The following is a 22,762-nucleotide window of genomic DNA, read 5'->3' as shown; positions in this document are numbered from 1 at the left end:
GATTGAGGACGCATGAGCGAGCGCATTATTCCACTGATCATGTGCGGCGGAGCGGGCACGCGGCTGTGGCCTGCGTCGCGCGAGGGGCGTCCCAAGCAATTCCTGCGCCTGTTCGGCTCCAATTCGACATTCCAGGACACGATGCTGCGCGTCAGCGATCAAAGCCTGTTCGCGCGGCCCATCGTCATCACCAACGCGGCCTATCGCTTCATGGTGCTGGAGCAATTGAATGAGATCGGCCTCGAGGCCGATATTCTGCTGGAGCCGGCGCGGCGCGATTCCGGTCCTGCCATTGCGGCGGGCGCAGCCTTTGCCCTGACGCGGGACGCGGATGCGGTGGTGCTTGCGCTCGCAGCCGATCACGTCGTGCGCGATCCTGCCGCGTTTGTCGAAGCTTGCCGCAAGGCCTTGAGCGTGGCGAATGCCGGGCGCATCGTGACATTCGGTGTGCTTCCCGAGCGGCCGGCCACCGAATACGGTTACATCCGCCCCGGCGATGTCGTTTCCGGAGAGGTCCGGACGGTTGCAAGATTCGTTGAGAAGCCGGATCACGCGACCGCGGAAAAATATGTCGCCGATGGCTATCTCTGGAACTGCGGAAACTTCATGTTCCGCGCACAGATGCTGCTCGATGAATATCGCGGCGTCGATGCCGACAGCGTGGCCGCGCTTGTCGAAGCGGTGGACAATGCCGGGCGCGATCTCGCCTTCGTGACGCTGCCGCTGGAGTCGTTCGGTAAGGCGACGCCGATTTCCATCGACTACGCCGTAATGGAGAAGACCAGGCAGGCCGCCGTGATCCCGGTCTCCTGTGGCTGGTCCGATGTCGGCTCCTGGCACGCGGTGTGGGAACTGTCGGACAAGGACGAGCACGGCAATGTTGCGCAGGGCCTCACGGTGTTCGAGGACTCGCGCAACTGCAACGTCTCGACCGACAAGGCGCTGGTCGCGCTGGAAGGCGTCGACGATCTCGTGGTGGTCGCGACACAGGACGCCGTTCTGGTGTCGCGGCAGAACGACCCGAACGGCTTGAAGCGTCTGGTCGGCAAGCTGCGCACTGTCGCGCCGCAGGTGACGGAAGATCACATCAAGGTTCATCGGCCCTGGGGATCGTACCAGTCGCTCGATATCGGCGAACGCCATCAGGTGAAGCGCATCATTGTGAAGGCGGGCGGACGGCTCTCGCTGCAGAAGCATCATCACCGTTCCGAGCACTGGATCGTGGTGCGCGGCACGGCGCTGGTGACGGTGAACGAGATGCAGAAGATGGTTCACGAGAACGAGTCGATCTACATCCCGATCGGCGCGGTTCACCGCATGGAAAATCCGGGAAAGATTCCGCTGGAACTGATCGAGGTCCAGACCGGCAGCTATCTCGGCGAGGACGACATCATCCGCATCGAGGATGACTACCGGCGCTTGTGAGGCGGCTCTCGTTTCGGAAGCCTCCGGTTTTTCAAAGGGTTACACCGGCTCGCGATGTAATTCTTTGAATCAAAACGTGTAAGGATTCCAGCCTGCGCCGTTCGCCACATATGTGACGGCATGCTAGGACATCAGCCTGTCAACGGCGCGCGACTCAGCGCCCGGAATTCAAGACTTCAGGGACTTCAAAGATGAGTTCAACGGTGTCGGCAAAGGGTAACGCTGATGAGGGCCGCGTGCTGCGCGTCGGCGTGGTGGGCGCGGGTGTCATGGGCACCAACCATGCCCGTGTGCTGGCCGGCCTGCCGGGCGTCGAACTCGTCGGCATTGTCGATCCGCTTCCCGCGCACCGCACGCGCGCGGTCGAGATTGTCGGCTGCCCGACCTTCGCGACCCTCGAAGAAATGCTCGAGGCCGGTCCGGACGCCGTGACCATCGCCGCGCCGACGCATCTTCACCGCGACGTGTCTCTCGCCTGCATCGCGAAGAAGATCCATGTTCTGGTCGAAAAGCCGATCGCCTCTTCCGTCGAGGAAGGCAACGAGATCGTCTCCGCCGCGCGCGCGGCCGGCGTGACGCTGATGGTCGGTCATGTCGAGCGCTTCAATCCCGCTGTTGCCGCGATCAAGCAGGCGATCAAGGACGAGGAAATCCTGTCGATTGCGATTACCCGCGTCGGCCCGTTCCCGCCGCGCATGTCGAATGTCGGCGTGGTGATCGACCTTGCCGTGCATGACATCGACCTGATCCGCTGGTTCACCGAATCCGACATCGTCGATGTGCAGCCGCAGCTTGCGAGCGCCGTCGCCGAGCGCGAGGACATCGCGCTGCTTCAATTCCGCACCGCCTCCGGCGTGCTCGCACATATCAACACCAACTGGCTGACGCCGTTCAAGGCGCGCAGCGTCACGGTGGCGACGCGCGGCAAGTATATCCAGGGCGACCTGCTGACCCGTCAGGTGACCGAGTGCTTCGGCTTCCAGCGCGACGGCAGCTATTCGATGCGGCATCTTTCGGTCGGGCATGACGAGCCGTTGCGCGCTGAACTGGTCGCCTTCCTCGATGCCGTGCGCAGCGGTAACGCGCCAGCCGTCACCGGCGATGAAGGCGTCGCGAGCCTGGAAATCGCGATCAAGTGCCTCGATGCCCCGGCCGGCTCGATTGCCGCGCCGCTGCGCAAGGGACCGCGCGCCGTCGCAAGCTGACGAGCCGCATCATTATCTTTCGGAATGGATTTGGCACGCACCATGAACCAGCATCTGCGATCAGAACCCGTGGCCTTTATCGACATCGGCGCGCAGCGCCGCCGTCTCGGCGCGAAGATTGACGATGCCGTTGCGCGGGTGCTGACCCATTGCCAGTTCATCAACGGCCCAGAAGTAACGCAGCTCGAAGCGGACCTTGCGGCCTATTGCGGCGCGAAGCATGTTATCGCCTGCGCCAGCGGCACCGATGCGTTGCTGATGGTGCTGATGGCGCAGGGCGTCGGTCCCGGCGATGCGGTGCTCTGTCCGTCGTTCACCTTCTGCGCCACCGGGGAAGTTGTCGCGCTCGCGGGGGCAACGCCGGTGTTCGTCGATGTGGACGAAACCTCGTTCAACATGGACATCGCCTCCCTCAAGAAGGGTATCGCCACCGCCCGCAAGCTCGGCCTCAAACCGAAAGCGATTGTGCCGGTCGATCTGTTCGGCCAGAGCGCCGATCACGATGCGGTCGCGGAAGTTGCGAGGAGCGAGGGGCTGTTCGTGCTGGACGACGCCGCGCAGTCGTTCGGCGCCACCTACAAGGGCCGCAAGCTCGGCACCTTCGGTCTGGCCACGGCGACCAGCTTCTTCCCCGCAAAGCCGCTCGGGTGCTACGGCGACGGCGGCGCAATCTTCACCAATGATGCCGATCTCGCAGAGCGCCTGCGCAGCATCCGTGTGCATGGGCAGGGCACCGAGAAATACGACAACGTCCGCCTCGGACTGACCGCGCGCCTCGACACCATGCAGGCCGCGATCCTGATCGAGAAGCTGAAGATTTTCGATGACGAGATCGAGGCCCGCAACAAGGTCGCCAGCCGCTATTTCGATGCGCTGCATAACATCGTGATCGCGCCGCGCGTGGCCGACGGCAATGTGTCGACCTGGGCGCAGTACACCATCCGCCTGCCGAATGGCGGGCGCGAGGCGTTCGCCGATGCGCTCAAGGCGCAGGGCATCCCGACCGCGATCTACTATCCGAAGTCCATGCACCAGCAGACGGCCTACAAGCACTATCCCGTGGCCGAAGGCGGGCTTGCCGTCAGCGAAAAGCTGTCTTCGGATGTCATCAGCCTGCCGATGCACGCCTATCTAGAGCCGGCGGCTCAGGATCGCGTCATCAAGGCTGTGCGCGACGCGCTGTCCTGAGGATTTGAGCGTTTTGCGCCCCCGCGTCATGCGGTAGGACTATCCAATGCTCGGGCGCATTTTCACCGTCGGCGGCTATACACTTCTCTCGCGGGTCACCGGCTTCGCGCGCGACATCATGCTCGCGGCGATCCTGGGCGCCGGTCCCCTGGCCGACGCCTTTTTCGTGGCGCTGCGGCTCCCCAATCATTTCCGGGCGATTTTCGCGGAGGGGGCCTTCAATGCCGCCTTCGTGCCGGCCTATGCGCATGTCCACGGGGAGCGAGGGGAGGCCGCCGCGAAACTGTTCAGCGACCGCATCTTCACCCTTTTGTTTGCATCGCAGGTGGTGCTGCTGGTCCTTGCCATGATCTTCATGCCGCAGGCGATGACGATATTGGCACCGGGCTTCACCGACGATCCGGCCCAGCGCACGCTGGCCATCGAACTGACCCGGATTACCTTTCCCTATCTGCTGCTGATCACGCTGGTGACGCTCTATGGCGGCATGCTCAATGTCATGCACCGCTTCGCCAGCGCGGCGGCCGCGCCGATCTTTCTCAACCTGTCGATGATGGCGACGCTGGCGCTGGCGGCGTTCTTTCCGACCGCCGGCCACGCGGCGGCGTGGGGCGTTCTGATCTCCGGCTTCCTGCAGTACATTCTCCTTGCCGGTGACGCCAAGGTTCACGGCATCCTGCCGAAGTTCACCTCGCTCAAGCTCGACGACGACGTGCGCAGCTTCTTCCGCGCGCTCGGTCCCGCGACCCTCGGCTCGATGGGAACGCAGGTTGCGCTGTTCGCCGACACCATCATCGCCACGTTCCTGGCCGCCGGCGCGCTGTCGGCGCTGTACTACGCTGACCGGCTCAATCAGTTGCCGATCGGCGTGATCGGCATCGCGATCGGCACGGTGCTGCTGCCGGAAATGTCACGGCGGATTACCGCAGGCGATCATGAGGGCGCGATTGCCTCGCAGCGCCGCGCCTTCGATTTCACCCTGCTGTTTTCGATTCCCTTCGTCGCGGCTTTCATCACCGTGCCGGACGTCATCATGCGGGCGATGTTCGCGCGCGGCGCATTCTCGAAGGCGGATGCCGCGGCCGCCGGTGCGACACTCGCGGCCTATGCGGTCGGGCTGATCCCGTTCGTGCTGATCCGAAGCGCGGTGGCGACATTCTATGCCCGCAAGGACACCGCGACACCGGTGAAGGCCGCGCTGACCGGCGTTGCGGTCAATGTTGCACTCAAGGTGGCGCTGGTCGGGTCGCTGGCGCAAATCGGCCTCGCGCTGGCAACAGCGGTCGGGGCCTGGGTCAATCTGCTGCTGGTTGTTCTTTTCGCCACTCGCAGGAAGTTCTTTGTGTTCGACCGCGCAATGGTGACGTCGCTGGTGAAGTTCGCCGCGGCAGGGGTGATTCTCGCTGCGGCACTTTGGCTCACATCGCGTTGGGCGGCATCCGCGCTGGCGAGCATGACATCCCTGCGAGATGAATCCGCTCTCGGAGTTTTGATCGCGGTGGGGGCGCTTGTTTACGCGATCTGCATTCTGCTGCTGTTCGGAAAGCGCTGGCTGACGGCGCTGGTGCGCCGGTAAGCCATTTGCGCTTCCTGCCATTCCGCTGCATGATGGAGCTTAGAACAGTTCCAGATTGCAGTCGGGAAGATTTTTATGGCTCCTGTCAAATTCGGTGTCGGTCAAAGCGTCCTTCGCAAGGAGGATGATGCACTCATTCGCGGCAAGGGCCGTTACACGGACGACTACACGCCAGCCGCGGCGCTGCATGCCCTTGTGCTGCGCTCCCCGCACGCCCATGCGAAGTTCAAGCTCGATGCGACGAAGGCGCGGGCGCTGCCGGGCGTCGCCGCGATTCTGACGCCGGATGACGTGAAGGATCTCGGCGGACTTCCCTGCCTCTTTAATCTTCCGGACGAGCCTTTCACCGGCCCGCCATATCCGATCCTCGCGCGCGATGTCGTCCGCCATGTCGGCGATGCGGTTGCATTTGTCGTCGCCGAAACGGTCGAGCAGGCGCGCGACGCACTCGAAGCCATCGAGGTGGAATGGACGCCGTTGCCAGCCGTGGTCGGACTGGTCAACGCGGTGAAGAAGGGTGCGCCGCAGGTCTGGCCGGATCATACCGGCAATGTGCTGTTCGATACGTCCATCGGCGACAAGAAGGCGACCGAGGCGGCTTTTGCGAAAGCACATGCGGTGGCTGAGATCAGCATCGTCAATCCGCGCATCGTCACCAACTACATGGAGACCCGCGCGGTCGTCTGCGAATACGATGCCAAGCGTGACCATCTCACGCTGACCATCGGCAGCCAGGGCAGCCACCGGCTGCGCGACATTCTCTGCCAGAACGTGCTCAACATTCCCGTCGAGAAGATGCGGGTGATCTGCCCGGATGTCGGCGGCGGCTTCGGCACCAAGCTGTTTCCCTATCGGGAATATGCGCTGGCCGCTGTCGCGGCCCGCAAGCTGAAGAAGACGGTGAAATGGACGGCGGAGCGTGCCGATCATTTTGTCGGCGATGCGCAGGGGCGGGACAACGTCACCACGGCGCGCATGGCGCTCGCCGAGGATGGCAAATTTCTCGGCATGGATGTCGATCTGATGGGCGACATGGGCGCTTATCTGTCCACCTTCGGGCCGTATATTCCGCACGGCGGCGCGGGCATGCTGCCCGGCCTCTACGATCTTCAGGCCTTCCATTGCCGCGTCCGCACGGTGTTCACCAACACGGTGCCGGTCGATGCCTATCGCGGTGCCGGACGCCCCGAGGCCGCCTATGTGGTCGAGCGCCTTGTCGATGCGGCTGCGCGCAAGCTGGGCATGGCGCCCGATGCGATCCGCCGCAAGAATTTCATTCAGCCGAAGGCCATGCCCTACAAGACGGCCACCGGCAAAATCTATGACTCGGGCGACTTCGCCGCGCACATGAAGCGCGCGATGGATGTGGCCGAGTGGAAGGAGTTTCCCCGGCGCGCCAAGGCTGCGAAGAAGCAGGGACTCGTGCGCGGCATCGGTCTCGGCACCTATGTCGAGGTCTGCGGTACCATGGGCGAGGAGACCGCGCAGGTGCGGCTCGATTCCGACGGCGACATTACCATTCTGATCGGCACGCAATCGAGCGGGCAGGGGCACCAGACGGCCTATGCGCAGATTGTCGCTGAGCAGTTCGGAATTGCACCGGAGCGTGTCCATATTCATCAGGGCGATACCGACGAGATCGCAACCGGTCTCGGCACCGGCGGTTCCAGTTCGATTCCCTCCGGCGGCGTCAGTGTGGAGCGGGCAACGCGCACGCTCGGCACAAATTTGAAGGACATCGCGGCCGACGTGCTGGAAACCGGCGCGGGCGATCTGGAATTCAGCGACGGTGCGATCCGCATCGTCGGCACCGATCGCACGGTGTCATTCGCAGACCTTGCGAAACGCGCCGGGGCCGATCCGTCGAAGCTCACTGCCAGCAGCACGTTCAGCAGCGCCGACGGCACCTATCCGAACGGCACGCATATCGCCGAGGTCGAGATCGATCCATCCACTGGCGTGATCCATGTGGTGAACTACGTCATTGTCGACGATTTCGGTGTGACGCTGAACCCGTTGTTGCTGGCGGGTCAGGTCCATGGCGGCACCATGCAGGGCATCGGTCAGGCCCTGATGGAGGCGGCGGTGTACGATGCCACCGACGGCCAGCTCGTCACCGGCACGTTCATGGATTATGCGCTGCCGCGTGCTGCGGACGGCCCATCGATCAAGTTCGAGACCCATAACGTGCCGTGCAAGACCAATCCCCTAGGCGTCAAGGGCGCGGGCGAGGCGGGCGCCATCGGCTCCTGTCCCGCAGTGGTGAATGCGATCATCGACGGTCTTTATCGCGACTATGGCATCGGCCATATCGACATGCCGGCCACAGCCGAGCGTGTCTGGATGGCGATTGAAAACAGCCGCCGCGTACACCGCATGTAGAAAAATTCCCGTCTCACGAAAAAATTCTTGGCCTTGTCAGGATGCGAGGGAATGCACGATTTTGGCGAAGGTTAAAGTGAAGCGTTACTTTAAGCTCAAGGAAGGAAATACCCGATGAAACGTGCCGTTCTAGTTGTTGCTGCAGTTCTTTTTGGCGCCACCGCGGTGGTGGCGCAGCAGGATCTGATCGAACAGAGCCATGCCAGCATGAAGGCAAATGGCAAAGCCCTTGGCGGCACTCTCAGCCCGATGGCGCGCGGCGACAAGCCTTACGATCAGGCTGCTGTCGATGCCGCTCTGGCGCAGCTTGAAGCATCCGCCAAGAAGATTCCGTCGCTCTATCCGGCCAGCGTGAAAGACGTGAAGCAGACCAGCGAATACACGCCGTCCCCCAAGATCTGGGAGGACAAGGCAGGATTCGAGGCGGCAACGGCCAATTTCGCCAAGGCGGTCAGCGAAGCCAAGGGCAAGATCAAGGATGCCGACAGCCTCAAGGCGGCGATGCCGAGCATCGGTAAGGCCTGCTCCGGCTGCCACGAGACGTTCCGCGTGAAGAATAGCTGATTTGTTTTGACGCTGCGCGCAATTCAACTTGCAACCAAATTGGTCTGAGTGCTTGTCTCGGCTTACCTCTCCCGTGGGGAGAGGTCGGCGCGCGAAGCGCGGCGGGTGAGGGCGTAGAATCTCTCGATAGACCTGGAGCCCCTCACCCCAATCCTCTCCCCCGAAAGGGCGTTTACGCCCGTCTTCGACGGGCTATGGGGAGAGGGGGGCTGATCATCGCGAGGGAAGCATGGTGCGAAAACTCATTCTGTTGGCGCTGATCGCCCTGATCGCCGGTGCGGGCGTTTTCTGGTTCGTCACCATGCCCGTCGTGGTGTCCGCCGCGGCGCTGCCTGCCTACACCCCCAATGTCGCCAACGGCAAAGCGGTATTCGACGCCGGCGGCTGCGCGTCCTGTCATGGCGTTACGGGCGAGCCGCGCACCATGCTCGGCGGCGGGCTGGCGATCCCGTCGCCATTCGGCACCTTCCATGTGCCGAATATCTCGCCGCACAAGCAGAACGGCATCGGCAACTGGAGCGAAGTAGATTTCATCAACGCCGTGAAGCACGGCACCTCGCCGAACGGAGAGCATTACTATCCGTCGCTTCCGTACGGGTCGTACACCCACGCCACCGACAACGACATCCGCGACCTGTTCGCCTACATCAAGACCCTGCCGCCGCTGTCCGGCCGGGCACGTCCGCACGATGTGACGTTTCCGTTCAACATCCGCCGTCTGGTCGGCGGATGGAAATTCCTGTTCATGGATGACAAGCCGTTCGTGCCGGACCCAAAGCAGTCGGCGGCGTGGAATCGCGGCGCTTACCTCGTCAACGGCCTCGGCCACTGCGCCGAGTGCCATAGCCCGCGCAATTTTCTCGGCGGCATCGTGGCCTCGCAGCGCTTCGCCGGGGGGCCGAACCCGGAAGGCGAGGGCTGGGTTCCGAACATTACCCAGAAGGGCCTCAAGGACTGGAGCGAGAAGGAGATCGCCTGGTTCCTCAAGACCGGCGAACTGCCCAGCGGCGATACCGCCGGCGGCTCGATGGTGCGGGTGATCAAGAACACCTCGGAACTCAGCGATGAGGACCGCGCCGCGATGGCGGCCTATCTCAAGTCGCTCCCTGCGGTGGACGGCCCGGCAAGGCCCAAGAAGAAGAGCTGATTGCCGCAGAAACGGGCAAGTCGTCTGCATGGCGCCGCTGGAAGCCATGTTGCAGCCGGGCTTTCCCCGGCAGCCGGAGCATGCTTTGTCGGGCCGAAAATTGCCCTCCAGATTCTCATCTCCGATGCACATCGTCAAAGCCGTTTCGTTCAAGGTCGCGAGCACCCTGATGTTCGCGATCATGGGCGCGCAGGTGCGCTATCTGGCCGGAGCATATCCGGAAGGACAGGTCGCGTTCTTCCGTTCGCTGTTCGCGCTGATCCCGATCCTGGTCGTGTTCGGCTGGCGCGGGCAGCTCAAGGGCGCGCTGCGGACCGAGCGTCCCAGGGAACATCTGCTGCGCGGCGTGTTCAGTGTGGTCGGGACCTTCGCGACGTTCGCAGCGCTGGCGCGGATTCCGATTGCGGACTTTACCGCCATCGCGTTTGCGTCGCCGCTGATCACGGTCATCTTCGCGGCGGTGTTCCTGAAGGAGAAGGTCCACGCCTATCGCTGGTCCGCGGTCGCCTTCGGTTTCTGCGGCGTCATCCTGATGCTGATGCCGTACTTCCGCGATCATGCCGCGCTGACGGCGTCGATGATCGTCGGCATCCTGTTTGCGCTGACCAATGCTTTCACCGCTGGCGGCGCGTCGATCCAGATCCGGCGGCTGACCGCGACCGAGACCACATCGTCCATCGTGATCTTCATGACGCTGCTGGTGTTGCTGGTCTCGCTGCTGACCGCACCATTCGGCTGGCGCATGCCGTCCACATGGCAGGACGTGGTTATTCTGGGTGGCATCGGCATCGCCGGCGGCCTCGGGCAGATCTTTTTCACCGACAGCTATCGCTACGCGCCGGCGTCGTTCCTCGCGCCGTTCGATTACACCGCGATGCTGTGGGCCTTCATGCTTGGCTACTGGTTCTTCGGCGAGGTGCCGACGCCTTACATCGTGTTCGGCGCGATCATCGTGGCCAGCGCGGGAATCTTCGTCATCCTGCGCGAGCGTTATCTCGGCCTGAAGCGGCTGCGCGACACGCCGGTCGCCGCCATCGCCACCATGGCCGATGACGAGGAAAATCCCGACGCGCCGGTGACCGAGGAATCCAAAGCGGCCTGAAAGGCCGCCCGGGCTTAGACCCCGAACGCCTTGAACGTGATGATCGTATAGGTGTCCTGGATGCCGGGAATGACCTGCAGCTTCTCGTTCACGAAGTGGCCGATATCCGTTCCGCTATCGACATAGAACTTGACCAGCAGATCGTAGTCGCCCGCCGTGGAGTAGATTTCAGAGGCGATTTCAGCCTCGGCGATCGCGTTGGCGACCACGTAGGACTGGCCCAGCTTGCATTTGATCTGGACAAAGAAGGGGACCATCGCTGTTTCTCCGGCAGGTAGTAAGACGTGTTCTGAGGGGCAATAGAGCCAAATCCGCTCCCCATGGCAAGGTCGCTTGCTCGCGTTTATTCAACGGGTTAGAGCAGGATAGCAGGAGCCCGGAACGCCGGATGAGACAGCCATGAGCATACCGATTGCGCTCACGATAGCCGGTTCGGATTCGGGCGGCGGCGCCGGGATTCAGGCCGACCTCAAGACCTTTTCCGCTCTTGGCGTTTACGGTGCGTCCGTCATTACCGCGCTGACGGCGCAGAACACAAAGGGCGTCACCGGCATCCACGACGTTCCGGCCGATTTCATCACCGCGCAGATCGACGCCGTGTTCAGCGACCTCGACGTGAGGGCGGTCAAGATCGGCATGGTGGCGCGGGGCGAGGCCATCGACGCCATTGTCACGGGTCTTGATCGCTGGTCGCCGCCGCATGTCGTGTTCGATCCGGTGATGGTCGCAACGTCCGGTGACCGGCTGTTGTCGTCCGATGCGGTCGATGCCCTGCGCAGCAAGCTCTTTCCGCGCGCGCATCTCATCACACCCAATCTGCCGGAAGCCGCTGCGCTGCTCGATGAGAGCATCGCGTCGAGCGAGCAGGAGATCGAACAGCAGGGCAGGCGGTTGCTCGCGCTCGGATGTCCTGCCGTCCTGATCAAGGGCGGTCATGGGCACGGGCCAGAGAGCACGGACTATCTGATCGACGCAAACGCGGTGATCCGGCTCGCCGCGCCGCGCATCGCCACCAGCAACACTCACGGCACCGGATGCTCGCTGTCGTCAGCCATCGCGGCGGGCCTTGCCAGGGGGCACACCCTTGAGCGCTCTGTCCGCGACGCCAAAGCCTTTGTCAGCGCGGCCATCGCCGCAGCGGACCGGCTGAAGGTCGGGCACGGCCACGGGCCGATCCATCACTTTCATGCGTTCTACACTTAGGCCGGAATTCAGGTTGCGTGACTTTCGACGAAGCAATTGAGAAGAATGGATTGCTTCGTCGCAAGTGCTCCTCGCAATGACGATCGCGGGAAATTCCGGTCATATTTGGAGCCGCCATGAGCCTCGCGCGACAAGCTGCCGCGGCTGTCGCCTGTTTGTCGTACTCGGCTGCTAATCGCCAGTAAGCGAAACGAAATCTGATTCCTTAAGACCGCTGACTGGAACCGTGATGCGCTCGTCCGATCTTGAAAAGACCGTCGTTGAAACCGCCTATGCCCGCTGGGCGCCGATCTATGACGCCGTGTGCGGCCCGGTGATGGTGAAGGGCCGTCGCGCCGCGGCCGAGGCGGCGCGCTCCATCGGCGGAAAGATCCTCGAAGTCGGAGTCGGCACCGGACTGTCGTTCGACGACTACGACAACAGCACCGAGATCACCGGCATCGACATGAGCGCCCCGATGCTCGAGAAGGCCCGCGCCAAGATGGCAAGCGGCAAGTATCCGTTCGTCAAGGCGGTTCATCAGATGGACGCGCATCAGATGACGTTCGAGGATGCGACGTTCGATTGCGTGGTGGCGCAGTTCGTTATCACGCTGGTCGCCAATCCCGAGCAGGTGCTCTCGGAATGCCACCGCGTGGTGAAGCCTGGTGGGCGCATCATCCTCGTGAACCACCTTTATTCCGAAGTCGGCGTTGCCGCCGCGGTCGAGCGCTGGGCGGCGAAGAAAACCCGCGCCCTCGGCCTCCGCCCGGAATTCCCGTTCGGGCGGCTGCAGGCTTGGGCGCAATCAAATGCCGGTACGACCCTGGTCGAGCGGCGCAAAGTTGCGCCGTTCGGCATCTATACGCTGGTTTGTTTCGAGCGGACGGCAGGTTTGCAGGCGGCGTGACCTGTCATCGCGCTGTCATGGATGTTTGATAAAGGCTCGCGCATGGAAAGAGACGCTATCAGCGATAGCAGTCCTGAACGACGCTTTCGCACCTTGTTCATCTCCGATGTCCATCTCGGAGCCCGCGGCTCGCAAGCCGACCGCCTTCTCGACTTCCTCCGCTGCCATGACGCCGATACGATCTATCTGGTCGGAGACATCATCGACGGCTGGGCGCTGAAATCGAACTGGCACTGGCCCCAATCCCACAATGACTTCGTGCAGAAGATGCTGCGCAGGGTCCGCAAGGGCGCCAGGGTCATCTACATTCCAGGCAATCACGACGAATTCCTGCGGTCCTATTACGGCACCCATTTCGGCGGCATCGAGGTTGTCGAAACCGCCATCCACGAAGGCGCGGACGGCAAGAAGTATCTCGTCATTCACGGCGATATCTTCGATCTCGTCGTTCAGAACGCGCGCTGGCTCGCGCATCTCGGCGACCGCGCTTACGATTTCGCGATCCAGATGAACCGGCTGGTCAACGCATTCCGCAAGCTGTTCGGCAGGCCTTACTGGTCTCTGTCGCAATGGGCCAAGCAGAAGGTGAAGAACGCGGTCAACTATATCGGCGCGTTCGAGCAGACGCTGGCCGGTGAAGCCAAGCGGCATGGTACCGACGGTGTGATCTGCGGCCATATTCACTACGCGACGATCCGCGATGAAAACGGCATCCGCTACATGAATTGCGGCGACTGGGTCGAGAGCTGCACGGCATTGGTCGAGCATGAGGACGGCCGGTTCGAGATTTTGACATGGACAGATCCGCTGCGCCGGCCGCAGCCCATTTCACGCGTCACGACGGCGCAGGCGGCCTGATGCGTATCCTGATCGCAACGGACGCCTGGCATCCGCAGGTCAACGGCGTGGTCCGTACGCTGACCAAGATGGCGGAAGCTGCCGCTGTGATCGGTGTCGATATCCAGTTCCTGACACCGCAATCGTTCCGCACCATCTCGCTTCCAAGCTACGCGGACATTCAGCTCGCGTTGCCGTGGCCCAGCAAGGTCGCGCGCATGATCGAGGAGGCGCAGCCCGACTACGTTCATATCGCGACCGAAGGGCCGATCGGCATTCTGGTGCGGCGCTATTGCCTCAAGAACAAGGTGCCGTTCACCACCAGCTTCCACACCCGCTTTCCGGAATACGTCTCCGCGCGTTTTCCGATTCCGGAATCCTGGGTCTGGGCCGCGTTGCGCTTTTTTCACGGCTCCAGCGATGCGGTGATGGCGGCCACGCCCGCGCTCGCCGACGAACTGCGTGGCCGCGGTTTCAGCAATGTTGTGCTGTGGTCGCGCGGCGTCGACGCAGATCTGTTCCGTCCGCGCGATTTCGATCTGGCTTTGCCGCGTCCGGTGTTCCTGTCGGTGGGCCGTGTCGCGGTCGAAAAGAATCTCGAAGCGTTCCTCGAACTCGATCTGCCCGGCACCAAGGTTGTGGTCGGCGATGGCCCTGCACGCGCGGAGCTTGAGCGCAAATTCCCTGATGCGGTGTTCCTCGGCACCATGCAGGGCGAGAGGCTGGCCGAGACCTATTCGGCGGCTGACGTCTTCGTCTTCCCGAGCAAGACCGATACGTTCGGTCTCGTCCTGCTCGAAGCGCTTGCCAGCGGCGTGCCTGTCGCGGCCTTGCCCGTTCCCGGCCCGCTGGATGTGATCGGCGATGCGCCGGTCGGTGTGCTGAACAACGATCTCCGCACGGCCTGTCTTGCGGCCTTGAACATCCCGCGCGAGGCCTGCCGCGTGTTTGCGGCGTCGCGAAGCTGGGGCGCCTGCGCGCAGGCCTTCATTGACAACGTGACGCGCGAACGCCCGCCTCAGGTCAAGCGCCGCTGGCGCCGGCGTCTCGCCCGCCGGCTGCGGCTCGCCTCGGACACCGTGCCGACCGCCTGATCGCGCATGGCCGCTGCCTTGCGCTGATCTTGCCGGAACAGGCAGGCGCGCTATACATGCGCCATGACCGATCCTGTTCTTCCGACCGCCGCCGATGTCGATGCCGCCGCGCGCGTTCTCGCGCCCGTCGCTGTCCGGACCCGCCTGATTTCGTCGCCTGCACTCGATGCGCTGACCGGCGGACGGATATTCCTGAAGCCGGAAGTGCTGCAGCGAACCGGGTCCTTCAAGTTCCGTGGTGCCTACAATAAATTGTCCTCCATTCCGGAAGCCGCGCGAAAGGCGGGCGTCGTCGCGTTCTCGTCGGGCAATCACGCGCAGGGTGTCGCCGCTGCGGCGCAACTCCTCGGCATGCCCGCGGCCATCGTGATGCCGTCCGATGCGCCGGTGTCCAAGATCGAGCGCACCAAGAGCTATGGCGCGGAGGTCATCCCCTACGACCGCGACAAGGAAGATCGCGACGCCATCGCGCGCAACCTTGCCGCCAAACGCGGCGCAACTGTCGTGCCGCCCTATGACGATCCGTTTGTGATCGCGGGGCAGGGCACGGTCGGCCGCGAGATCGCGGAAGATTTCACGGCATTCGGCCTCGCGCCGGATATCGTTTGCGCGCCTGCCTCGGGCGGCGGGTTGATGGCTGGCATTGCGCTGGCGACGAAGGCGAAATTTCCGAATGCCGGTCTTGTAACGGTCGAGCCTTATGGCTTCGACGATCACGCACGCTCGTTCGCTGCGGGACACCGCGAGCCGCATCGTGCGATCGGCCGCACTATCTGCGATGCGCTGATGGCGTCGATCCCCGGCGAGATCACCTTCGCGGTCAATCAGGCGAGCGGCGTGCAGGGCGTCACCGCGACCGACGATGAAGTGGCCAAAGCGGTGGCCTTTGCATTCCGCGAATTGAAACTGGTGGTCGAGCCGGGCGGCGCCGTTGCGCTCGCCGCGCTGCTCGCAGGACACATCAATGCCAAGGGCAAGACCGCCGCCATCGTGCTGTCGGGCGGAAATGTCGATGCGGACCTCTATGCACGGCTGATTCAGTAGCCGTCACAGTTCAGCCTTATGGGCCGAACTTCGCCGCCGTTTTGCCTTTAGCTGAAAAAGGCGACTTTCTCGGCCTGACTCATCCGCCGGATCGGTGCGAGCAGGTCGATGCGCGGTGAGACCGGCTTGGCAACGATCCCGCTGGCGATCAGGCTGGCACCGAGCGATGCGGGCGCTGCCGCAATGGCATCGGTCTCGAGGGTGGCTGTCGGAACAGCGGCCGTTTCGATGACAGCCGCTTCCGGCATGATCTCCACAGCCAGTTCAGGAGCTATCTCTGGTACGGCTTCAAGCTGTACCGCCTCAAGCTGCGCAATCTCAGGCGGCGCTTCATCAATGGGCGCGGCGGCAATCGAGGCCATCTCGACAGGCTGGTCTTCTTGCGCCGGAAATTCCAGTTCGAGAACCGGTGAGGCGTCTTCCATAACGGTGACCGGCGCTTCAAACAATTCAGCGTCCAGCGAATCCATCTGAGGTTCGCCAGCTATATCCCCGGGTGCAGGATCAGTATGGGCTTCAGGTGCAGAATGAAGATCGACCGCACCGAATGTCGCAACAGACGCCGCCGCGGTTTCCGGCTTCGCCGCCGAAGGCGACAGCGCCTCGATGTCGCTTGCGGCCTGATCGAACGCACGCAGCACATCGTCGCGGACACCGATAGCTGCGGCGTGGTCGCAGGCGGCGTTGATGGCATCGACCTGCGATTCAAGGAGGAAGCAAATGCGTCCGTCCGCGCCCGACTCGCGCAGGCCCCAGGCGATCTCGCGGATCACGCGCGCACACTTGCGTGCCGGTGCAAGCGCATCGTCAAAGACCGGCGCAGCCAATGCCTGTGCTGCGCTCTCGCGCGCCGCCGCCACAATGACTTTTACTGCCGCGATTGCTGCAGGTAATTCGCTTGAAAGCGGTTCGGCTGCCGGCGGCTCGCTCGGCGGCGCTTCGCGCAGCGCCTGCTCGCTCAAAGCCTGCCGCTGATGTTCTTCCTTCTGGGCCGCCAGCGAATTCTCGATCCGGGCAACAGCCTCCAGCACCATCGCGGTGTCGGCGTTGCGATTGCGCTTGGTGTACTCGTCCAGAAACCAGCGTCCGCGCGCGGTTTCGAGAAACGCCTCGCGAATGGCCTCGAAGTCCGCATCCGTCGACGAGGCGGCGCGGGCTGAAATTGGCGACAGGGCGAAGGCTTCGTTGGCCATAAAAACCTGTAGGCAGAGATTGAAAGAAACGCGGGCACGCACAAAGCGATGTCCAGATACGCCGGACACGGGCTAAACAGTCATCACCACGAACCGCAGCGAATCGCAATTCCCTTGCCCACCAGCGAATCACAAAAGCACCCTGCCGGGCAATCCATTGCCCGGCGATTCGCTGTCGGCGCGAGCCTGTTTTACGCTTCAACATTGGGCATGGGCGGCACGTATCTTCCGTTCTTTCCGGTCTGGCTGAAGGCCATCGGGGTCGATGTGTCGTGGATCGGGATCATTACGGCTGTGCCGTCGTTTTCCCGCTTCACCGTGTTGCCATTCGTCACGGCATTCGCCGAGCGGCGTCAGATTTTGCGCGAAGCCATGGTCGTGCTGGCCTTCGTCACCGCCTTCGGGTTCGTGGCGGTGGCTTTGCTGCATCAGCCGCTCGCGATCCTGATCGTGTTCGGCCTGATGGCCTGCGCCTGGACGCCACTCGCACCGCTGATCGACGGCTATGCGCTGAAAGGTGTCGTGCGCTACGGCCTGAACTACGGGCCGATGCGGTTATGGGGCTCTGCGGCTTTCATTGCTGGTGCTCTTGCCGCGGGCTGGTTGCTGTCGATTATTGATCCGCGGCACCTGATCTGGATCATCGTCGCTGTCGCGTTCCTCAGCGCGTTCGTTAGCCTCGGTCTTGCACCGCTGGATGCGTCGGCCAAATCGGCCACGCCCGCGCGCGCCAGCGGTCTGCTGCGGCGGCCGCTGTTTCTCGCGATCATCGGCGCGTCGGCGCTGATCCAGGCCAGCCACGCCGCCTATTACGGCTTCTCGGCGATCACCTGGCAGAATGCGGGCCTTAGCGGCTTCACCATCGCCGTGCTGTGGTCGCTCGGGGTGGTCGCCGAGATCGCGATCTTCGCGGTCTCGCCGCGCTTCACCGTATCACCCGCGGTTCTTGTGATGATCGGCGCGGCAAGTGGCGTGCTGCGCTGGACGGTCACCGCGCAGGACCCGCGGATCGAAATTCTCACCGCAGTGCAGATCATGCACGGACTGACCTTCGGTATCACGCAGGTCGGCACGGTGGCCTTGCTGGTGCGTCATGTGCCGCCGCAACTGCTCGCCAGCGCGCAGGGTTACATGTCGGCGCTGACGGGCATCAATTTCAGCCTCGCCATGGTGTGTTCCGGGCTGATCTATGCGCGGGTCGGCGAGGGCGTGTATTACGCCATGGCCGGAATGGCGCTCGCCGGTGGTCTCGTCATGACCGTCGCGCGCAAGCGGTTAGACGCCCATCGTGCGGTGATCGACTAGCCCCAGAGCCCCTAGCCCCAAAGGCTCGCGTCCGGTGGATAGACCGTGCTGCCGTCATAGCGCAGTCCGTTGTCGCGATCCTTCGCCAGCAGCAGCGGCCCGTCGAGGTCGACGACCCGCGCGCCTTGCGCGATTACCAATGCCGGAGCCATCGCCAGCGACGTCGCCACCATGCAGCCGACCATCAGATCGAAGCCGAGCGCCCGTGCCGCGTCCGCCATGGCCAGCGCCTCGGTCAGGCCGCCGGTCTTGTCGAGCTTGATGTTGATGGCGTCATAGCGCTCGCGCAGGCCTTCCAGCGAGGTCCGGTCATGGACGCTTTCATCCGCGCAGACCGCCACGGGACGCTTGATGGAGGCAAGTGCCTGATCCTGTCCGGCGGGCAGGGGCTGCTCGATCATGGTCACCCCTGCCTCGGCGCAGGCCGCCAGATGCCGTGCCAGGTTACCGCCGGTCCAGGCCTCGTTGGCGTCCACGATCAGTTCGGACTTGGGAGCAGCCTTGCGGACCGCGGCGATCCGGGCCTCGTCTCCCTCGCCGCCGAGTTTGATCTTGAGCAGCGGGCGATGGGCAGCCTTTGACGTGGCCTCGGCCATGCTCTCCGGCGTACCCAGCGAGATCGTAAAGGCGGTGGTCAGCGGCTTCGGTTCGGGTCGCCCGGTCAGTTCCCAAATCCGCTTTTTCGCCACCTTGGCCTCGAGATCCCACAGCGCGCAGTCCAGCGCATTGCGGGCGGCGCCTGCGGGCAGCCGAGACTGCAGCGACTGCCGGTCCAGCCCGGTGTGGAATGCATCGCGCAGGGCAAGGATGGCCTCCAGCGTTGCCTCCGGCGTTTCGCCATAGCGGGCATAGGGAACACACTCACCGCGCCCGACAATCGCCCCGCCGTTAGGGCTTTGGCGACTTACCTCAGCCACAATCACAGCGGCTTCTGTCTTGGCGCCCCGGCTGATGGTGAAGCCGCCGGCAATAGGCCAGCGCTCGATCCGGGCGGCGAGTGTCAGCGATGGCATCATTTGTGAAATCAATTTTCGTAAGGGCGGGCTTGCCGAGTTCGCGCAATTATGGCTCTTAGAAGCATCCCCGTACAGTTTGTTGGCATCGTGGTAGGTTGCTCGGTTAACCGGGCATGGAATCGGCGCAGGAGTTGGGCTTGAACGGCAATCCGGCATTGGAGCAGGTGAACGTCGGCGCGGGCCTCGCGCTGCGCGCGACCGGCCAATGGACCGTCCACCATGCGCCCGATCTGGAAAAGATCGTCGAGGACACCGAGCGGCTCAAGGGCCGGCCGGACAATATCGTGATCGACGTCTCTCAGGTGTCCAGTCTGGATACATTCGGGGCCTGGCTGATCGAGCGGCTACGCCGCAGCCTGACCCAGGGTGGCGTTGAGCCCAATGTCGCGGGCCTGTCCGCCAACTATGCCAGCCTCGTCAACGAGGTCCGGCAGGTAAAGCCGGGCGTCGTCCACAAGCGGCAGCGGCAAACCATTCTCGGTATGCTCGACGGCGTCGGCCGCAGCGTGGTCGAGGTCGGTGCCACGCTGGTCAGCCTGATCGGGATGCTGGGCGCTATCCTCAATGCGCTGTTCCGGGTGATCCGCCATCCGACCAGTTTCCGTTTCACCTCGATGGTTCACCACCTCGAGCAGGTGTGCTGGCGCGCGGTGCCGATCGTGCTGCTGATTACCTTTCTGATCGGCTGCATCATCGCCCAGCAGGGCATTTTCCATTTCCGCAAGTTCGGCGCCGACGTGTTCGTGGTCGACATGCTTGGCGTGCTGGTGCTGCGCGAACTCGGCGTGCTGCTGGTCGCGATCATGGTCGCGGGCCGTTCGGGCAGCGCCTATACGGCGGAACTCGGCTCGATGCGGATGCGCGAGGAAGTCGATGCGCTGCGCACCATGGGCTTCGATCCGACCGAAGTGCTGATCCTGCCGCGCATTGTCGCGCTGATCATCGCGCTGCCCATTCTTGCATTCTTGGGCGCGATGGCCGCGCTTTACGGCGGCGGACTTGTCGCGTGGGGTTATGGCGGCGTGCAGCCGGATGCGTTTCTGGTTCGCCTGAAGGAAGCCATCTCCATCAACCATTTCACCGTGGGCATGGTGAAGGCGCCTTTCATGGCGCTGGTGATCGGCATCGTGGCCTGCGTCGAAGGCGCGGCGGTGAAAGGCAGCGCGGAATCGCTCGGCCAGCACACCACGGCCTCGGTGGTGAAGTCGATCTTCTTCGTCATCGTCATGGATGGCCTGTTCGCCATCTTCTTCGCGACGATCAATATCTAGGATTGGATGATGATGGCGGAGAACTTCGACGATCACATCATCCGTGTCCGCGACCTCACGGTGAAGCTGAACGAGAACCTCATTCTCGATCACCTCGACCTCGACGTGAGGCGCGGCGAAATCCTCGGCTTTGTCGGCGCATCGGGCGCGGGCAAGTCGGTATTGACCCGCACCATCATCGGGCTGATCCCGAAGCTCGCCGGAACCATCGAGGTGTTCGGCGTCGATATGGGCAAGGCGAACGAGGACCAGCGCCGCGCCGTCGAGCGCCGCTGGGGCGTGCTGTTCCAGCATGGCGCGCTGTTCTCGTCGCTGAACGTGCGCCAGAACATCCAGTTCCCGGTGCGTGAATTCATGAACGTGTCCGAGCGGCTGCTGGATGAAATCGCCATCGCCAAGCTGGCCATGGTTGGCCTCAAGCCCGAAGTCGCCGACCGGTTCCCGTCGGAACTTTCCGGCGGCATGATCAAGCGCGTGGCGCTCGCCCGGGCGCTCGCGCTCGACCCGGAGATCGTGTTCCTCGACGAGCCGACCTCCGGTCTCGATCCGATCAGCGCCGGCGATTTCGATCAGCTTGTGATGACGTTGCAGCGTACTTTGGGATTGACCGTTTTCATGGTAACCCATGATCTCGACAGCCTTAAAACCGCCTGTAACCGGATTGCAGTGTTAGGGGATCGCAAGGTTCTCCTGGTAGGCACGATGGATGACATGCTGGCCTCGCAGCATCCGTGGCTGCGGGCCTATTTTCATGGCAAGCGCGCGCGCGCTGTCGTTGCGTAATTTTGTTGCGTTGATTTGGAGCTAAGCTGATGGAAACAAAGGCAAATTACGTCCTGATCGGGGCGTTCACGCTGGCGGTGGTCGCCGCGGCCTTTGGCTTTGTGTTCTGGTTCCAGAACCTCGGCGCCGCCGCCCAGCGCGTGCCTCTGCGCATCGTGTTCGAGGGCGCGGCCTCGGGCCTCCGCACCGGCGGCAATGTCAACTTCAACGGCATCAAGATCGGCGAAGTCACGTCGATCAAGCTCGACGATCCCAAGCGCGTCGTGGTCATCACCAACGTCGACAAGAGCGCGCCGATCCGCAAGGACTCGCTGGTCGGTCTGGAGTTCGCCGGTCTGACCGGCGTGTCCTCGATCTCGCTCAAGGGCGGCTCGCTGGAAGGCGGCGGCGTGCCTGTCGCGGAAGACGGCGTGCCGACGCTGACGGCCGATCCGAACGCGATCCAGGACATCGGTGAAGCCGTGCGCGGCGTGCTGCAGAACGTCAACAAGCTCGTGCTCGACAACCAGGAAGCGCTCAAGAGCAGCATGGCCAATGTCGAGGTGTTTTCGAAGAGTCTGGCTGCGAACTCCGCCCGCATCGACAGCATCATGAGCGGCGTCGACGGCCTGATGGGCGAGAAGGGCGAACTGCAGGCGGCGGCGCGCTCGTTCCGTGAACTCGCCGACAATCTCGACAAGCGCTCCGCCGGTCTCATTATCGACGGCCGGCGTACGCTCGCCGACATCAGCCGCGCGGTGAACAATTTCGACCGCAACCCGACCCGCGTGCTGTTCGGCGCGGGCGCGCGCGACGCGGCGCCTGCTCCGGCGGCAACGCCAACGCGCAATCCGAACGACGCCCGCGCCCGGCAGCGGTAGGGCGGCTTACCTCGCTCGCTTGCGGCGAGTGGCGTTGAGGCATCCACGCAATCTCTCAACTGGTCCGCCAACGGGTCCGGCTTTGCCGGCCCGATGACAGGCTCCAGCGGGGACCCATACTCCCTGAGTTCTCGATTTGAGGGAGATGCCGGAGCAATCTTCTCGCCATCATCAGGATGTTCGGTGGTTATGGGTCCCCGCCTTCGCGGGGACGACGATTGTGGGTGATGCAGCAGCGTGCGTCACGTCAGCCTTCCGATTCAGTTTTCAAACAGCCACTTCCATTCACGCATGCATCATCGTTCCCTCGCGTTGCGCGAGGTGAGCGTTTGGTCTTTGCCCCTCAAAGGATGAGGGGCGTGGCGCGCCGAAAGGCGCAATGGGTATTGTTCGCTTCCTTTGCGATCAGGAAGCGCGTCGCCTCACGGCGCGCCATCTGCGGCGATTTTTGGCGAGGGGAGCGCTCTTCCGGGACAGGACGGACGCTTTCACGCCCCGATCCGGCGGCTTTCGCCGCGTTCGTACCTGTCCGCGTCCAGCCATTGAAGGCAGAGCCACATAGTTGGCCCGGGCGCTGACCCCAGCCTCCCGGACGCAACGGGTGCGAACCGTGCGCGCAGGCGCCGCATCCTGCTCCGCTTCAAAGCGCCCTCGAGAAGCGCCCCTCGTGAACAGGAC

At 63.3% G+C, this 22,762-nt stretch carries 20 protein-coding genes; 17 read left to right on the top strand and 3 right to left on the bottom strand.

The genetic code is table 11. The annotated features are described in order from the left end of the window. Positions 1 to 12 precede the first annotated feature (12 nt). From HMPREF9696_RS09055 to HMPREF9696_RS09020, 8 genes are all read left to right on the top strand, one after another. Positions 13 to 1,425, top strand: coding sequence for a mannose-1-phosphate guanylyltransferase/mannose-6-phosphate isomerase (locus HMPREF9696_RS09055; protein ID WP_002712685.1), 1,413 nt, complete (start codon positions 13 to 15; stop codon positions 1,423 to 1,425). 191 nt (positions 1,426 to 1,616) lie between these two features. Next, a complete protein-coding gene (locus tag HMPREF9696_RS09050) occupies positions 1,617 to 2,630 on the top strand; it encodes a Gfo/Idh/MocA family protein (RefSeq protein ID WP_002712684.1) in 1,014 nt (337 codons plus the stop codon). A gap of 42 nt (positions 2,631 to 2,672) precedes the next feature. Continuing rightward, entirely contained in the window at positions 2,673 to 3,818 is a 1,146-nt protein-coding gene (locus HMPREF9696_RS09045) for a DegT/DnrJ/EryC1/StrS family aminotransferase (protein WP_002712683.1), read from the top strand. Between the two features lie 46 nt (positions 3,819 to 3,864). After that, on the top strand, positions 3,865 to 5,394 hold the full coding sequence (gene murJ, locus HMPREF9696_RS09040) for a murein biosynthesis integral membrane protein MurJ (RefSeq protein ID WP_002712682.1): 1,530 nt from the start codon (positions 3,865 to 3,867) through the stop codon (positions 5,392 to 5,394). A gap of 75 nt (positions 5,395 to 5,469) precedes the next feature. After that, positions 5,470 to 7,776: a xanthine dehydrogenase family protein molybdopterin-binding subunit gene (locus tag HMPREF9696_RS09035; protein WP_002712681.1), complete on the top strand. Its 2,307-nt coding sequence runs from the start codon at positions 5,470 to 5,472 to the stop codon at positions 7,774 to 7,776. Positions 7,777 to 7,890: 114 nt separating this feature from the next. Then, complete coding sequence (locus HMPREF9696_RS09030) at positions 7,891 to 8,340, top strand: c-type cytochrome (protein ID WP_002712680.1); 450 nt, start codon at positions 7,891 to 7,893, stop codon at positions 8,338 to 8,340. Positions 8,341 to 8,569: 229 nt separating this feature from the next. Beyond that, on the top strand, positions 8,570 to 9,487 hold the full coding sequence (locus HMPREF9696_RS09025; RefSeq protein ID WP_002712679.1) for a c-type cytochrome: 918 nt from the start codon (positions 8,570 to 8,572) through the stop codon (positions 9,485 to 9,487). A 124-nt stretch (positions 9,488 to 9,611) separates the two neighbouring features. Beyond that, positions 9,612 to 10,589 (top strand): DMT family transporter, encoded by a 978-nt coding sequence (locus HMPREF9696_RS09020; RefSeq protein WP_040301321.1) that lies wholly within the window; start codon positions 9,612 to 9,614, stop codon positions 10,587 to 10,589. 14 nt (positions 10,590 to 10,603) lie between these two features. On the opposite strand, the gene HMPREF9696_RS09015 is transcribed toward HMPREF9696_RS09020, so the two are convergent. Then, positions 10,604 to 10,846: an Lrp/AsnC ligand binding domain-containing protein gene (locus tag HMPREF9696_RS09015; protein ID WP_002712677.1), complete on the bottom strand. Its 243-nt coding sequence runs from the start codon at positions 10,844 to 10,846 to the stop codon at positions 10,604 to 10,606. Between the two features lie 142 nt (positions 10,847 to 10,988). On the opposite strand from HMPREF9696_RS09015, the gene thiD reads away from it, so the two are divergent. The 5 genes from thiD (at position 10,989) to HMPREF9696_RS08990 (ending at position 15,656) form a co-directional block, all read left to right on the top strand. After that, entirely contained in the window at positions 10,989 to 11,792 is an 804-nt protein-coding gene (thiD, locus tag HMPREF9696_RS09010) for a bifunctional hydroxymethylpyrimidine kinase/phosphomethylpyrimidine kinase (RefSeq protein ID WP_002712676.1), read from the top strand. 229 nt (positions 11,793 to 12,021) lie between these two features. After that, positions 12,022 to 12,681, top strand: coding sequence for a class I SAM-dependent methyltransferase (locus HMPREF9696_RS09005; protein ID WP_002712675.1), 660 nt, complete (start codon positions 12,022 to 12,024; stop codon positions 12,679 to 12,681). 42 nt (positions 12,682 to 12,723) lie between these two features. Then, a complete protein-coding gene (locus HMPREF9696_RS09000; protein WP_002712674.1) occupies positions 12,724 to 13,539 on the top strand; it encodes a UDP-2,3-diacylglucosamine diphosphatase in 816 nt (271 codons plus the stop codon). Further along, a complete protein-coding gene (locus HMPREF9696_RS08995; protein ID WP_002712673.1) occupies positions 13,539 to 14,612 on the top strand; it encodes a glycosyltransferase family 4 protein in 1,074 nt (357 codons plus the stop codon). The genes HMPREF9696_RS09000 and HMPREF9696_RS08995 overlap by 1 nt, the downstream gene beginning before the upstream one ends. 63 nt (positions 14,613 to 14,675) lie before the next feature. Beyond that, on the top strand, positions 14,676 to 15,656 hold the full coding sequence (locus tag HMPREF9696_RS08990; RefSeq protein ID WP_002712672.1) for a threonine/serine dehydratase family protein: 981 nt from the start codon (positions 14,676 to 14,678) through the stop codon (positions 15,654 to 15,656). Positions 15,657 to 15,703: 47 nt separating this feature from the next. On the opposite strand, the gene HMPREF9696_RS08985 is transcribed toward HMPREF9696_RS08990, so the two are convergent. Beyond that, complete coding sequence (locus HMPREF9696_RS08985; RefSeq protein ID WP_002712671.1) at positions 15,704 to 16,849, bottom strand: hypothetical protein; 1,146 nt, start codon at positions 16,847 to 16,849, stop codon at positions 15,704 to 15,706. Between the two features lie 48 nt (positions 16,850 to 16,897). Between HMPREF9696_RS08985 and HMPREF9696_RS08980 the strand changes: the two genes are divergently transcribed. Continuing rightward, on the top strand, positions 16,898 to 18,154 hold the full coding sequence (locus HMPREF9696_RS08980) for an MFS transporter (protein ID WP_040301318.1): 1,257 nt from the start codon (positions 16,898 to 16,900) through the stop codon (positions 18,152 to 18,154). Positions 18,155 to 18,165: 11 nt separating this feature from the next. Here the strand turns inward: HMPREF9696_RS08980 and dgcA are convergent, their stop codons facing one another. Then, positions 18,166 to 19,170, bottom strand: coding sequence for an N-acetyl-D-Glu racemase DgcA (dgcA, locus tag HMPREF9696_RS08975; protein WP_002712669.1), 1,005 nt, complete (start codon positions 19,168 to 19,170; stop codon positions 18,166 to 18,168). Between the two features lie 137 nt (positions 19,171 to 19,307). On the opposite strand from dgcA, the gene HMPREF9696_RS08970 reads away from it, so the two are divergent. The 3 genes from HMPREF9696_RS08970 to HMPREF9696_RS08960 are packed head-to-tail and all read left to right on the top strand — an operon-like array spanning position 19,308 to position 22,084. After that, on the top strand, positions 19,308 to 20,441 hold the full coding sequence (locus tag HMPREF9696_RS08970) for an ABC transporter permease (RefSeq protein WP_002712668.1): 1,134 nt from the start codon (positions 19,308 to 19,310) through the stop codon (positions 20,439 to 20,441). A gap of 12 nt (positions 20,442 to 20,453) precedes the next feature. Continuing rightward, on the top strand, positions 20,454 to 21,224 hold the full coding sequence (locus HMPREF9696_RS08965; protein WP_174309481.1) for an ABC transporter ATP-binding protein: 771 nt from the start codon (positions 20,454 to 20,456) through the stop codon (positions 21,222 to 21,224). Between the two features lie 29 nt (positions 21,225 to 21,253). Next, entirely contained in the window at positions 21,254 to 22,084 is an 831-nt protein-coding gene (locus HMPREF9696_RS08960; protein WP_002712666.1) for an MlaD family protein, read from the top strand. Positions 22,085 to 22,762: the final 678 nt, after the last annotated feature.

This window comes from Afipia clevelandensis ATCC 49720, assembly GCF_000336555.1.
In the GTDB taxonomy this organism is placed as follows: Bacteria; Pseudomonadota; Alphaproteobacteria; order Rhizobiales; family Xanthobacteraceae; genus Afipia; species Afipia clevelandensis.
Note: the sequence above shows the minus strand (reverse complement) of the source record. Positions and strands in the feature narration are given on the sequence as shown.